A 13,520-nucleotide genomic window follows, 5' to 3' on the forward strand; every position below is an offset into this window, starting at 1 on the left:
GGCTCGGAGATGTGTATAAGAGACAGGCATTAGATCAGTCTCCCTAACTTCATATCGAACTGCTGATACTCGATCGGCAGGCAGAATTCGGTCCGCAGTCTTTTGATGTATGCCTTCGCGTCCTTGTCGTAAGTCGCTTCTCCGACGACTATCAGTCGCTCGGCCTGTTGAGCGCCCGGCCAGTACGAATACTCCATCAACTGGCCGAGAGCCTCGCGGATACAGCTCTGCGCCGAGAGCCCCGTCTTGATTTCGTAGTACACATAGCTATCCCCATCTTTAACGGAGACATCGACACGCGTGCCGTTCCCGTACTCTTGCTCTCCGCTCACATCGTCTTTGCCATGAATTTCTTCGAGATGCTTAAAAAGCGCATCTTGAACAAGATTGTGTCGCAGCGCCTTGTCTATAGTCTGCGCACTGCGCTCATACGTTGTGCGAGCAACACGCGCTTTGTTGCCCGGTGTCCACACGAACCCCTTTCGTTCTCTGGCGATCTTCGGAAAAGCTTCAGTGCCTTCCACATACTCGTATAGCGGCAGCAGCCGATCAAAGTCATCGAGTATCCATTCAATATCGATCGCATCGGCCGGTTGCAATGCGCCGATGAATATGAACATGCCGCGCGCTACCAGTTCGTCCGGAATGGGGGCGACTGCAGAGTTAGCGCTGCGCTGGCCGTCCGGGGCCCAATGCCACATCGAGAGTTCATCGAACGAATCCGGATAGATCCGGAAATATTCATTGAACCGCGCGATCTTCGGGACGAGCGGATCGATATCCGGCAGTTCGCGCGTTGGCTGGAGTGAGAATGCAACGCCGTGCCGGAATGTCCTCACCTCATCGACCGGCTCGAAACCGACATTGAATTGCAGCTCACTCAGGCCGCCAACATGGAAAGCCCATTCACGGTCTTGCTCGACCTTTGAATAGAACAGCGTCGCACTCGGCAGCTTCGTGAAGCCGCGATGTCCTTTTCGCCACTCCTGCACCTTGCCGATACGCCGCGTGAGCGCGCCTTCGTTGACCTCGCTGACAACATCCTGCAATAAAAGTGCGCGCGGCGGTCTTACTGTTGCGTTCTTTCGCACAAAGCGTACGAGCCGTTGTTTGGCATCGACCCGGTTTTCGACATTTTGAAAACCCGCCGCGTCCCCAAAATGCGGTGCGCGCGAGCCGGTTGACTGGTTCGCCCACCATTGGCGATGCCGGAAAGCAGAAGGAGGCAGCGTCGCGCTGAGAATGGTTTCAATCTCATCAAAGCTCAGAGTGACGCCATTCTGAGCTGGCGGAAGCGCGCGTAGGTGCCGCCCGAGAGGCCCGTAACGCAGATCATCCTTATCCTTTGCTTCCGCCATATTCTTTCCGGTTCTGGTTTTTCATGACTATGCCCCGGCCCCGATCTTCAAGTCATAGATCAAAGTCGCAGAGCGGGCAACTTGGCCGGAGATGCTTCGTGCCGGCCGGAACCGGCGGCAGGGCGCTATGGCTGACGATGATTGCGCTGGCTCATCACAGTCGTTGTTGAGCGTCGCGATGACATTTCGGCGGCTGGGCGGCGCCGTCGGGGTACGGGTGAGCTCGTCCGCTGTTTCGCTGATAAGCGCTTGCAGCTCGGTCGTCTTAAGCGCCGCTAGTTATCAGTCGCGTCACATGCTGCTTCGTTGGAAGCTGCCGCCATGGCGTCTTGTGATGCGGATGGGCATGGAGACGTCGCGCCGTATTCGGCAGAACTGAAATGCGAGCGCGTTTGCATGCGGCATGGTCGACGTGCTGGAGGAGCAGAATAAGACCAGCAGCCAGGCCGGCAGCGGGCTTATGGGTTCCAGTTTGCGCAGATCGCGCGGAAACGCCGAACACCCCACTCGCACCCTGAGCAGAGTTACGCCGGAACCCCAGCCTCAACGCTAGAAAAAAACTGAATGTTTTGAATGGTCGGGGTGACAGGATTTGAACCTGCGACCTATACGTCCCGAACGTAGCGCTCTACCAGGCTGAGCTACACCCCGAAATCCGAATTGCGGCTTGACCGTCGATCAACCTGTCCGGTGGATCGATCTTCCGCGAGCGCTTAGTAGGTGCGCTCAACCGCGAAATCAGCGAGTTCGCGCAAGGCTTGCTTATACGCCGAGTCGGGCAATATGGCGATTGCGTCGATGGCGAGGGCGGCCTCCCGCCGCGCGAGCCGCGCAGTGTACGCAAGGCCCCCGGTAGATTCAATTGCGGCGGTGATCTGTGCGAGCTGATCGATGTTGCCCTGTTCGATGCTGTGTCGGATCAGCGCCCGCTGGTCCTCGGTGCCGGTGCGCAGTGCATATATAAGAGGCAGGGTCGGCTTGCCTTCGGCGAGGTCGTCGCCCAGGTTCTTGCCGAGTTCTTCGCTGTTTGACTGGTAATCCAGTACGTCGTCGACCAGCTGGAAGGCGGTGCCGAGGTGGCGGCCGTAGGCGGCCATCGCGGCCTCAACGGAAGACGATGCGCCGGACAGGATCGCGGCGATCTGCGCGCCGGCTTCGAACAGCTTGGCGGTCTTCCGGTAAATCACCTCGAAGTACCGCTCTTCGGTGGTTTCCGGGTCGTTGGCGTTCAGGAGCTGCAGCACTTCGCCCTCGGCGATCTTGTTCGTGGCGCTGGCCATCACGGCCATGATCCGCATGCTCTCCAGGGACACCATCATTTCGAACGAGCGCGAGTAGACGTAATCGCCCACCAGCACGCTGGCCTCGTTGCCCCACACCTCATTGGCGGTGTCGCGGCCGCGGCGCAGTTTGGAGCCGTCGACCACGTCGTCGTGGAGCAGGGTAGCGGTGTGAATGAATTCGATGATGGCCGCGGCTTCGGAATGCTGCGCGCCTCGATAGCCGCAGGCACGGGCGACGGCCACGACCAGCAAGGGACGCAGGCGTTTGCCGCCGCTGCCGACGATGTATTCGGCGATCTGGTTGACCAGGACCACATCGCTGGCGAGGCGGTTGCGGATGACCGCATCGACCTGTCGCAGGTCGTCATCGACCAGCGCTTTAATGGACTCGAAGCTCATGGATTCCAAGGAGAAAAAGCCGAGGGCGAATGGTAGCCCATCAGGAGCGCAAGCTGTCGCATGTCGCAGACTTAGTTGTCTTCACGGTCTTCAGGAGGCCGTGAAACGCATGAAATTCGCTCGTAAAATGTCCGGGCGCGCCCGCGGGTTCGGCCGCGAACGCGGGGCGAATTCCGACGGCGCAGGCGTCAGAAGGGTATTTCGCCGCAGTTTTTGCTCTGGATGCGGTTCTAGCAGTTGCGAGTAACCCGTCCGCTACGTACACTTCACGCCCTTTTCAGCCGGGGTCTCCCGGCCCCCGGAGCTTGGGTCAATCATGTACGCCGTCATTTCCACGGGTGGTAAGCAGTATCGCGTCAGCGAAGGCCAGGTCGTGCGCGTTGAGAAGCTGGAGGCCGAGGCTGGCGCCAATGTCGAATTCGACAAGGTGCTGCTGGTGGGCTCGGGCGATCAGGTCAAGATCGGTGCGCCGTTCCTGAGCGGCGGCAAGGTCACGGCCACCGTGCAGAGCCACGGCAAGGGTGACAAGAAAGTCATCGTCAAATTCCGTCGCCGCAAGCACTACCTGCGTCAGGGCACGCACCGTCAGCCGTTCACGGAAGTGAAGGTGACGGGCATCGTCGGCGGCTAATTTTTCTACTGATTTTGGAGAGCACACGCCATGGCACATAAAAAGGCAGGCGGCAGTACCAAGAACGGCCGCGACTCAGAGAGCAAGCGTCTCGGTATCAAGAAGTTCGGCGGCGAGCGCGTAATCGCCGGCAACATTCTCGTTCGTCAGCGCGGCACGCAGTATCGCGCCGGCGACAACGTCGGTTGCGGCACGGACTACACGCTGTTCGCCACGGCCGAAGGCCGTGTGGTGTTCCGCAAGCGCGGCATCGAGCAGAAGACTTTCGTGAGCGTCGTTGCCGAGTAATCGGGACAGCGCTTTCGCAGGACAGAGAGAGCCCCGGCCCCGCCGGGGCTCTTTTTTTAAGCCCTCCGCGCACTCACACTAGCAACATGCGTTTCGTCGACGAAGCCACGATCAAAGTTCAAGCCGGTAACGGCGGGCGCGGCGCTGCGAGCTTTCGTCGCGAGAAGTTCATTCCGTTCGGCGGCCCGGATGGCGGTGATGGCGGCAAAGGCGCGGACATCTACCTCGTCGGCAAGGCAGGCATCAACACGCTCGCCGACTTCCGCTACAACCGCAGCTTCCGTGCGCCGCACGGCACGGCGGGAATGAGCAAGGACATGACGGGCGCGGGCGGCACGGACCTCGAGGTCGAAGTGCCGATCGGGACGACCATTGTCGATGTGGACACCGAGGAAGCGCTGGGGGACGTGACCGAGCCGGGGCAGCGCCTGCTGGTCGCCAAGGGCGGCAAAGGTGGCTGGGGCAATACGCGCTTCAAGACGAGCACCAATCGCACGCCGCGCAAGGCGATGCCGGGCCTTCCCGGCGAGAAGCGCGACCTGCGGCTCGAGCTCAAGGTCATGGCCGACATCGGCCTGCTAGGCTTGCCGAACGCCGGTAAATCGACGCTGATTCGCGCGGTTTCCGCGGCGAAGCCGAAGGTTGCCGACTATCCGTTCACGACGCTGCACCCGAATCTCGGCGTGGTTCGCGTCGGCGTCCATCGCAGCTTCGTCATGGCGGACATTCCGGGGCTGATCGAAGGTGCCGCCGACGGCGCCGGGCTCGGCATTCAGTTCCTGAAGCACCTCCAGCGCACTCGCGTGCTGCTGCATCTCATCGACGTGTCGCCGCCGGATCCGGAAGCCGATCCGGTGCAGGATGCGCGCGCGATCATCGCGGAATTGAAGAAGTTCAGCGCCGATTTGGCGGAGAAAGAGCGCTGGCTCATATTGAACAAAGTGGACCTGTTGCCGCCGGATCAGGCTGACAAGGTCTGCAAGGACATCGTCCGTCGGTTGCGCTGGAAGGGGCCGGTGTTCCGGATCTCGGGTCTTGCGCGTCAGGGCACTGAGGAGTTGTGCGAGCTGATCATGAAGCGACTGGAAGAGATCGACGCACCGCGCGAGGTGGAAGCGGGTTAACGCCAGTCGGCCTGCGCGGCGGCTTCGAGCCGCGCGCCAATAAAAAAGCCGGGCAGAGCCCGGCTTTTTCGTATCCGCATTCAGCAGATCGGCTTAGCCAGCCGACAGCTCCTTCACGCGCGCATTCAGGCTGCTCTTATGGCGAGCGGCCTTGTTGCGATGGATCAGGCCCTTGTTCACGGCCGAGTCGATGATCGGGCCAGCGGCCTTGAGCTTGGCAACTGCGGTGTCCTTGTCGCCGGCTTCCACCGCGTTCACGACACCCTTGATGGCAGTACGCAGCTTCGAGCGGCCAGCCACGTTACGGGCACGGCGCTTGACGGTCTGGCGGGCGCGCTTTTCGGCGGACTTGATATTGGCCACGGTCGTGAAGGCTCCAAAAAAGAGGTCGCGAATTCTGCCGACCGAACCGCCGTAAGGCAAGGGCAAATTGGCCGGGCGCCAGGAAAATAGCGGATTTCGTCATCCGGCGGACGGGAAATTGCCTGCGTCTGGCCATAATCCGGCGCGAGCTTGGGGAAAAGGAGACAGACAGGATGGTTTCCACCGGCCCCTCGCAGCCATGTGCACCCGAATTAAATCTGTCCCCTTTTCGGGCAGCGGGTCCGCTTCTTCACTACCATTGCCGCCCCATGACCTGCGTCCAGCCCACTTCGATCGAGCCCGGCCCGCTATGAGCCGCGGCTTTTTCCGTAGCACCGCCATCGTCGGAATTACCACGCTGCTGTCCCGGATCACCGGGCTGGTGCGCGACGTCGTTCAGGCCGTGATGATCCCGGCGGTGTATCTGGAGGTGTACGTCCTCGCCAACCAGATTCCCAATCTGTTGCGGCGATTGTTTGCCGAAGGCGCGTTCTCGCAGGCGTTCGTGCCGGTGGTCGCCGAGTACAAGGCGAATCGCTCGAAAGACGAAGTGCGGGAGCTGGTCGACTCGGTGTCGGGCACGTTGGGCGCATTTCTCGCAGTCGTTTCTGTCATTGGTGTGATCGCCGCACCCGTCATCGTTGCCATCTGCGCGCCCGGCTTCACCACGAAGGAAGTGGGCCAGTTCGGGCTCGCGGTGGAGATGCTCCGCTGGACGTTCCCGTATCTGCTGTTCGTCTCGCTGACTGCGCTCGCCGGCGGCGTCCTCAACAGCTATCAGCAATTCGCGTTGCCGGCATTCACGTCGGTGGTGCTGAACATCGTTTTGATCGTGTTCGCCGCCTATGTGTCGCCGCATTTCGAGACGCCCGTCATGGCGCTCGCGATAGGTGTATTCGTGGGCGGTGTGATCCAGCTGATCATTCAAGTGCCGGCGCTCATCAAGCTCGGCGTGATCCGCCGTCCGCGCTGGAATTGGCAGCACGAGGCGGTGAAACGCATTGCCAGGCTGATGGGGCCGGCGATCGTCGGTTCGTCGATGGGGCAGCTCAGCGTGATGATCAGCTCGGGTATCGCGTCCCTGCTCGCTGACGGAAGCATGACCTGGCTGTACTACGCGGACCGGTTGGTCGAGTTTCCGTTGGGCGTGTTCAGCATTGCGCTGGCCACGGTGATCCTGCCGAGCCTGTCCTCGCACCATGCCAAGAAGTCGCCGGAAGAATTTTCCGCGACACTCGCCTGGGCGGTTCGGCTCGTGTGTCTGATCGTGATCCCGGCGGCGGTCGCCATGTTCGCGATGGCCGGTCCATTGACCGTCGCGCTTCTGCAGTACGGTCAGTTCAAGCCCAGGGACGCGGAAATGACACGCCTCGCGCTGATGGCGTTCTCGCTGGCCCTGCTGGGCTGGAGCATGATCAAGGTGCTGGCGACCGGGTACTACGCCCAGCAGAACACCAAGGGCCCGGTGAAAATCGCGATGCGCTCGCTCGGGCTGACGATGATTCTGAACGTCGTCGTGGTCGCCGGCCTGTGGCTTACCGGGAATCTAAAGACACCCGGCGCGCACACGCTGCTGGCCCTGACCAACGGCATCGGCGCCATGATGAATGCCACTTTGCTTTACACCGGCTTGGTCCGCTCACAGGTGCTCCGGCGCGGGCAGGCGATGCGGGGATTGCTGATCCGGATTGTCGTGGCGAGCGTGCTGATGGCGGCGTTCCTGTGGTGGTTCGGCGGCGATCTCGCCACCTGGCAGGTCACCCCGAAACTGCACCGAATCGCCTGGCTGGCCGGGCTGGTGACCGGCGGCATCGGGGTTTATTTCGTGGCGTTGTGGGCGATGGGCGTACGCGCCGGCCAGTTCCGACTGCAGCCGCCCGCGACTTCCCTATAATGTTCACCTTCAGTTGGACTGTCGGTTCACCTACGGAAGCTAGGATTCGTCGACTACCCTAGCCTTGCTGGTTGGCAGCTGATCGGAATGCTTCGCCGGGCGAAGCGATAGCCGCCGAGAATCAGCAGGGGAATGATATTTTGGTTTTCCTTGCAATGGCGGAGCACGAGGGCCGCGGTGGAGCTCATTCGGGGCCTGTATAACCTGCGTGCCGGGCAACGCGGCTGCGTGCTGACGATCGGGGCGTTCGACGGCATCCACCTCGGGCATCAGGAGATGATCCGTGTGCTGCGCGAGCGCGCCGCACAGTACGGCCTGCCGGCTGCTTTGCTGTCGTTCGAGCCGACACCGCGCGAGTTTTTCGCCAAAGGCACGCCGCCGGCCCGGCTGACTCGCTTTCGCGAGAAGTACGATGCGCTGGAGCGCTACGGGGTGGATCGCTTCGTCTGCCTGCGGTTTGACGACTGCATGCGCCGGCTCGGTCGCGAAGAGTTCGTGAATGAGGTACTGGTAAAAGCGCTTGGCGCCCGCCACATCGTAGTAGGGCATGACTTTCGCTTCGGGCGCGACAATCAGGGCGACATCGCCTGTTTGCGCACCCTTGGGGCGACAGCGGGCTTCGAGGTCACCGAAGTGCCGCCGTTCGAGATCGATGGCGAGCGCGTCAGCAGCTCCGGGATTCGCGAGGCGCTGGCGGTCGGGGACATGGCCAAGGCGGCGAAGCTGCTCGGTCGTCCGTATCGGATGACGGGCAAGGTGATCCACGGCGAGAAGCTGGGGCGCAAGCTGGGCTTCCCGACGGCCAACCTGCGAACGCTTCGTCGCGCGACGCCGCTCGCCGGAATATTCGCGATTCGCGTCACAGGCGCTGGATTGAAGGATGCGCCCGGTGTTGCGAGTCTCGGCACGCGCCCTGCGGTGAACGGCAAGGAGCTGCTGCTGGAAGCTCATGTGTTCGACTTCGAGGGCGATTTGTATCGCCAGCATGTGCACGTCGACTTCATCGCGTACCTGCGGCCGGAGCGCTGGTTCGCCGACATGGACACGCTGATTGAGCAGATGAATCGAGACGCCGCGCAGGCGCGGCAGATATTGGGTTCGTGAATCGAATATGGACTATAAGCAAACCATCAACCTGCCCAAAACCGACTTCCCGATGAAGGCGGATCTCGCCCGTCGTGAGCCGGACATTCTCAAGCGTTGGGAAGACACCCAGACGTACCAGAAGCTGCGCGAGATTGCGAAGGGCCGGCCGACGTTCATTCTCCAGGACGGGCCGCCGTACGCGAACGGCGCGATTCACCTCGGTCACGCCATCAACAAGGTGTTGAAGGACATCGTCGTCAAGTCGCGTTCGATGGATGGCTTCGACGCGCCCTATGTGCCCGGTTGGGATTGTCACGGTCTGCCGATCGAACATCAGATCGAGAAGACTCGCGGCAAGGAAGTGAAGGCGCTCGATCCGCGCGCGTTCCGTCAGGCGTGCCGCGAATTTGCGCAGTCGCAGATCAATGGCCAGCGCGAGGACTTCAAGCGGCTGGGTGTGATGGGCGACTGGGATCGTCCGTACATCACCATGGCGCCGAAGTACGAAGCCGAACAGCTGCGCTCGTTCGCCGAGATCCTGCGCAACGGTCACGTCTACAAAGGCTTGAAGCCGGTGCACTGGTGTCTCGACTGTCGTTCGGCGCTGGCCGAGGCGGAGGTCGAGTACGAAGACAAAGTATCGCCAGCCATCGATGTGCGTTTCGCTGTCAAAGATCCCGAGGATCTCGCGAAGCGTTTCGGCGTGACTGCATTGAAGTCGCCGGCCAGCGTGATCATCTGGACGACGACACCGTGGACGCTGCCCGCCAACCAGGCGGTCGCGTTGGGTCCCGAGCTGCGTTATTCGCTGGTCGACACTGGCACTGAGTTGTTGGTGCTCGCGAGTGCGCTCGTCGATGCAGTGACGAAGCGAGCGGGCGTCGAGAATGTCACGCGCCTGGCCGAAGTCGATGGCACGAAGCTCGAAGGTGTGAAGCTCCAGCATCCGTTCTACGAGCGCGTCGTGCCGGTGATCCTGGGCGATCACGTCACGATCGATGATGGTACCGGCGCTGTGCACACCGCGCCGGGCCACGGTGCGGAGGATTTCGAAGTCGGCTTGAAGTACAAGCTCGAGGTCTACAACCCGGTCGGCAGCGACGGCCGCTTCGTTACGGGCACGCCCATTTTCGAAGGCGAGCGCGTGTTCGATGCGAACAAACATGTGATCGAAGTGCTGAAAGAGCGTGGCGCTCTGTTGCATGAGACGAAGCTCAATCACCGCTATGCGCATTGCTGGCGTCACAAGACGCCGGTGATCTACCGCGCGACGGCGCAGTGGTTCATCAGCATGGAGCAGGCGGGTCTGCGTAAAGGCGCGCTGCGCGAGATCGCGAAAGTGAAATGGGTTCCGGGCTGGGGTGAGAACCGCATCAACGGCATGATCGCGGATCGTCCGGACTGGTGTATCTCCCGTCAGCGCACGTGGGGCGTGCCGCTCGCTTTGTTTACTCACAAGGTGACGGGCGAGTTGCATCCGCGCACCGTGGAGTTGCTCGAAGACGTGGCCAAGCTCGTGGAAGAGGGTGGCATCGACGCGTGGTTCGATCTCGATCCGGCGGTGCTGCTCGGCGGCGAGGCGACCGACTACGAGAAAGTCCCCGACATCATGGACGTCTGGTTCGACTCGGGCAGTGCTCACCACTGCGTGCCGAAGATGCACCCCGACGTGACCGATCCCGCGGATTTGTATCTCGAAGGCTCGGATCAGCATCGCGGCTGGTTCCACAGCTCGCTGCTGACCTCGGTCGCTCAGCACGATCGTGCGCCATACAAAGCGGTGCTGACGCACGGCTTCACGATCGACGACAAGGGACGGAAGATGTCCAAGTCCCTGGGCAACGTCGTCGTGCCACAGAAGGTCATCGGGACGCTCGGTGCCGACGTGCTGCGTCTGTGGATCGCGGCCACCGATTACGCCAACGAAATGGCGCTGTCGGATGAGATTTTGAAACGCGTCGCCGAGTCATATCGGCGCATCCGTAACACGGCGCGGTTCCTGCTCGGCAATCTCGATGGCTTCGATCCTGCGACGGACAAAGTGCCGGCGTCGGAGATGGTCGCGGTCGATCGCTGGGCTGTGTGGCGCACCCATCAGTTGCAGGAAGAAGTGATGGCGGCGTATCGCAGCTATCAGTTCCACCTGATCTATCAGAAGGTGCACAACTTCTGCAGTGTCGACCTGGGTGGTTTCTATCTGGATATCACCAAGGATCGCGTCTACACGACGGGCAAGAACAGCCTGCCGCGCCGCTCGGCACAGACGGCGATGTTTTATATCGCCGAAGCGCTGACGCGCTGGCTCGCGCCGATCCTGTCCTTCACGGCGGAGGAGATCTGGCGTTACATGCCGGGCGCCCGCAGCGAGTCGGTGTTCTTCAACACCTTCTTTGAGCTGCCGAAAGAGCTGACACAGCAGCCGTCTATCGACTGGGATGCAATTCTCAATGTCCGGGGCGCCATCGCGCGCGAACTGGAGAAGCTGCGTAACGCCGGCTCGATCGGTGCGCCGCTCGATGCCGAAGTGGACGTGTACACGCAGGGGCCTTTGCTGGAGACTTTGCAGTCGTTCGGCGAGGAACTTCGCTTCGTGTTCATCACTTCAGCTGCGCGCGCGCATTCTGCCGACACCCGGCCGGCCGATGCAGTCGCAGCGGCAGAGGGCGAGGGCAACACGACCTGGATCGCTGTGAAGCCGACGACGGCGAGCAAATGCGTACGCTGCTGGCACAAGCGTCCGGATGTGGGGCAGAACCCGACTCATCCGGAACTTTGCGGCCGCTGCGTGACCAACGTAGACGGGCCCGGCGAACAGCGGCGCTTTACTTGAGGTCGATGCGATGACCAACCCTCTGGCGAAAGTCTGGTTCACGCCCACCCGCGGCGGCAGCAACTGGCTGTGGCTGTCTTTTTTCGTGGTGATCCTCGACCAGGCGACCAAAGCGCTGGTCATCAGCACCGTGAAACTTCAGGACAGCATTGCGCTGCTGCCCATTCTGGATGTCGTGTATCTGGAGAACCCCGGCGCAGCGTTCAGCATTCTGGCGCAGGCGTCGGGATGGCAGCGATGGTTCTTCATCACGCTGGCGGTGGTGGTGAGTCTCACGTTGATGATCTGGCTGCGGCGCATCCGTTCCGATCAGACGATTCTGGCGATCGGCTTGTCGCTGGTGCTCGGTGGCGCGCTTGGCAACGTGATCGATCGCGTCATGCACGGCTTCGTCGTCGACTTCATTTATTTCAACTGGCGCACCTGGGATTTCCCGGCGTTCAACATCGCTGACACGGCGATCTCCATCGGTGCCGCGTGCCTGCTCATCGATGCGTTTCTCGAGAGCGGTCACGATCGCCGCCCCGCCGACGGCACATCGCAAACGCCGAGCAAGTAAGTGTTTTTTCTGAGCAGTCATTAGTCACCAGTCATTAGTCACTTCCAAGCTCATGCAGATTCTTCTCGCCAATCCCCGCGGTTTTTGTGCCGGTGTCGATCGAGCGATCGATATCGTCGAGCGCGCGATCGAGCTGTTCGGCGCGCCCATCTATGTCCGGCACGAAGTGGTTCACAACCGTTACGTGGTCGAGCGTTTGCGCAGCCTCGGGGCGGTGTTCGTCGAAGAGCTGGATGAAGTGCCGGACGACGCCACGGTCATTTTCAGCGCGCATGGCGTGGCCCGCGTAGTTCAAGAGGAAGCGCGTCGTCGCGATCTCAAAGTGTTCGATGCGACGTGTCCGCTGGTGACCAAGGTTCACATGGAAGTCTCGCGCTACGCGCGCGAAGGTCGCGAAGTGATTCTGATCGGGCACCAGGGGCATCCCGAAGTCGAAGGCACGATGGGGCAGTTCGATACTCAGTACGGTGGTCGTATCGTGCTGGTGGAGACGCCCGAGGATGTGGATCGGCTCGATATCAAGGATCCGGAGCGCCTGGCGTTCGTGACCCAGACGACGTTGTCGGTCGACGATACGCAGCGAGTCGTCGACGCCTTGCGCCGTCGTTTCCCGACGCTCACCACGCCGCGAAAAGAGGACATCTGTTACGCGACGCAGAATCGTCAGGACGCGGTGAAGCGCCTGGTCGAGCGTTGCGACATCATCCTGGTCGTCGGCTCACCCAGCAGCTCGAACTCGAATCGGCTGCGTGAGATCGCCGAGAAGGCTGGCATCCCGGGTTTCTTGATCGATGGTCCCGAGGACCTGAAGCGCGAGTGGTTCGACAGCAAGCGGGTCGTCGGTGTGACGGCGGGTGCGTCGGCGCCAGAAGTGCTGGTCGAGCGTGTCGTGGCTCGCTTGCGAGAGTGGGGTGGACAGGCGCCCGAGCATGTCCAAGGCCAGGTCGAAAATGTCGTGTTCAGCTTGCCGCGCGAGCTGCGAGTGCCGGTGCCGGAAAAACAGCGGCCGGTTATCTGATATTCACTCGAGTCACATACGACGCTGCGCCTGCGCCGGGCGCGGACCAGCTCACAGCGACGACATAACTGGCCGGCGTCATCGACGTATCGCGTGAGATCGAGCCCAGGCCACTGGGCAACGAGCTCTCGACTTCATCCTCCCAGCACGCTGCGATCTGTGCGGCCTGGTCCTGAGCCGTTCGGGTTTTCGCCTTTTCGCTGCAGATCACGCCGACTGTCGTCGCAAAGCCGTCGCGGCCTTCGGGAGTCGCGCGAATGCGCTCAGCCATTCCCTCGGCGAGCTCCGCGGCACGCAGCGGCAGGCGCGCATCCGCTGGAATGTGAGTTTGATCCGAATAAAGCGCGGCGATGCCGACGATGGCCACCGCCATGACCAGCAAGGCGGCAAGAATCTCGACGATGTTGAAGCCGCGCGTGTAATGGCGACCGCGCAATGGCGTAATTGATCCTCCCATACGCGAGCATGATGGCTATCCGTTGGGACAGCGTAAAGGGCGATTGTCGGAGTCTCGTGTCGCAATCCGGGGACGGCCGGCAGTGTTGATGATGATGGCGCGCGCCTGGGCCGGTCCGCGACGGTCACAGAACACCAGGGTGCCGTTGACCACGGCATGTTGATACGGTCTGAATGAATAGCTGCGGCGATTCGAAGTGATCGCTGTCTCTTATACACATCTGACGCTGC

General features: G+C 61.5%; 12 protein-coding genes and 1 tRNA gene. 8 read left to right on the forward strand and 5 right to left on the reverse strand.

Going from position 1 to position 13,520, the window contains the following annotated elements; all coding sequences use genetic code 11:
- Positions 1-29: 29 nt before the first annotated feature.
- The 3 genes from D0550_RS33050 to ispB form a co-directional block, all read right to left on the reverse strand.
- Complete coding sequence (locus D0550_RS33050; protein ID WP_116813448.1) at positions 30-1,358, reverse strand: DUF7662 domain-containing protein; 1,329 nt, start codon at positions 1,356-1,358, stop codon at positions 30-32.
- A 574-nt stretch (positions 1,359-1,932) separates the two neighbouring features.
- Positions 1,933-2,009 (reverse strand) — tRNA-Pro (locus D0550_RS33055).
- Positions 2,010-2,071: 62 nt separating this feature from the next.
- Positions 2,072-3,040 carry an octaprenyl diphosphate synthase gene (gene ispB, locus D0550_RS33060; RefSeq protein WP_116813449.1) on the reverse strand — a complete coding sequence of 323 codons (969 nt, stop codon included), beginning with the start codon at positions 3,038-3,040 and terminating at the stop codon, positions 2,072-2,074.
- 316 nt (positions 3,041-3,356) lie between these two features.
- Here ispB and rplU point away from each other — a divergent pair, with 316 nt between their 5' ends.
- The 3 genes from rplU (at position 3,357) to cgtA (ending at position 5,083) form a co-directional block, all read left to right on the forward strand.
- Complete coding sequence (rplU, locus tag D0550_RS33065) at positions 3,357-3,671, forward strand: 50S ribosomal protein L21 (protein WP_116813450.1); 315 nt, start codon at positions 3,357-3,359, stop codon at positions 3,669-3,671.
- Positions 3,672-3,701: 30 nt separating this feature from the next.
- Positions 3,702-3,959 (forward strand): 50S ribosomal protein L27, encoded by a 258-nt coding sequence (gene rpmA / locus D0550_RS33070; protein WP_116813451.1) that lies wholly within the window; start codon positions 3,702-3,704, stop codon positions 3,957-3,959.
- A gap of 86 nt (positions 3,960-4,045) precedes the next feature.
- Positions 4,046-5,083 (forward strand): Obg family GTPase CgtA, encoded by a 1,038-nt coding sequence (gene cgtA / locus D0550_RS33075; protein WP_116813452.1) that lies wholly within the window; start codon positions 4,046-4,048, stop codon positions 5,081-5,083.
- 93 nt (positions 5,084-5,176) lie between these two features.
- Here cgtA and rpsT read toward each other — a convergent pair whose 3' ends face one another.
- Entirely contained in the window at positions 5,177-5,446 is a 270-nt protein-coding gene (gene rpsT, locus D0550_RS33080; protein ID WP_116813459.1) for a 30S ribosomal protein S20, read from the reverse strand.
- A gap of 310 nt (positions 5,447-5,756) precedes the next feature.
- Between rpsT and murJ the strand changes: the two genes are divergently transcribed.
- From murJ to ispH, 5 genes are all read left to right on the forward strand, one after another.
- Complete coding sequence (gene murJ, locus D0550_RS33085) at positions 5,757-7,340, forward strand: murein biosynthesis integral membrane protein MurJ (protein ID WP_161966201.1); 1,584 nt, start codon at positions 5,757-5,759, stop codon at positions 7,338-7,340.
- Between the two features lie 177 nt (positions 7,341-7,517).
- Positions 7,518-8,444, forward strand: coding sequence for a bifunctional riboflavin kinase/FAD synthetase (locus D0550_RS33090; protein ID WP_116813454.1), 927 nt, complete (start codon positions 7,518-7,520; stop codon positions 8,442-8,444).
- Positions 8,445-8,451: 7 nt separating this feature from the next.
- Positions 8,452-11,256, forward strand: a complete 2,805-nt coding sequence (gene ileS / locus D0550_RS33095; protein ID WP_116813455.1) for an isoleucine--tRNA ligase — start codon at positions 8,452-8,454, stop codon at positions 11,254-11,256.
- Between the two features lie 10 nt (positions 11,257-11,266).
- Positions 11,267-11,815, forward strand: a complete 549-nt coding sequence (gene lspA, locus D0550_RS33100) for a signal peptidase II (protein WP_116813456.1) — start codon at positions 11,267-11,269, stop codon at positions 11,813-11,815.
- A gap of 52 nt (positions 11,816-11,867) precedes the next feature.
- Positions 11,868-12,833, forward strand: coding sequence for a 4-hydroxy-3-methylbut-2-enyl diphosphate reductase (ispH, locus tag D0550_RS33105; protein ID WP_116813457.1), 966 nt, complete (start codon positions 11,868-11,870; stop codon positions 12,831-12,833).
- Here ispH and D0550_RS33110 read toward each other — a convergent pair.
- Positions 12,826-13,290, reverse strand: a complete 465-nt coding sequence (locus D0550_RS33110) for a type IV pilus modification PilV family protein (RefSeq protein WP_153067461.1) — start codon at positions 13,288-13,290, stop codon at positions 12,826-12,828. The two genes, ispH and D0550_RS33110, sit on opposite strands and share 8 nt — an antisense overlap.
- Positions 13,291-13,520: the final 230 nt, after the last annotated feature.

Source organism: Steroidobacter cummioxidans (assembly GCF_003104955.1).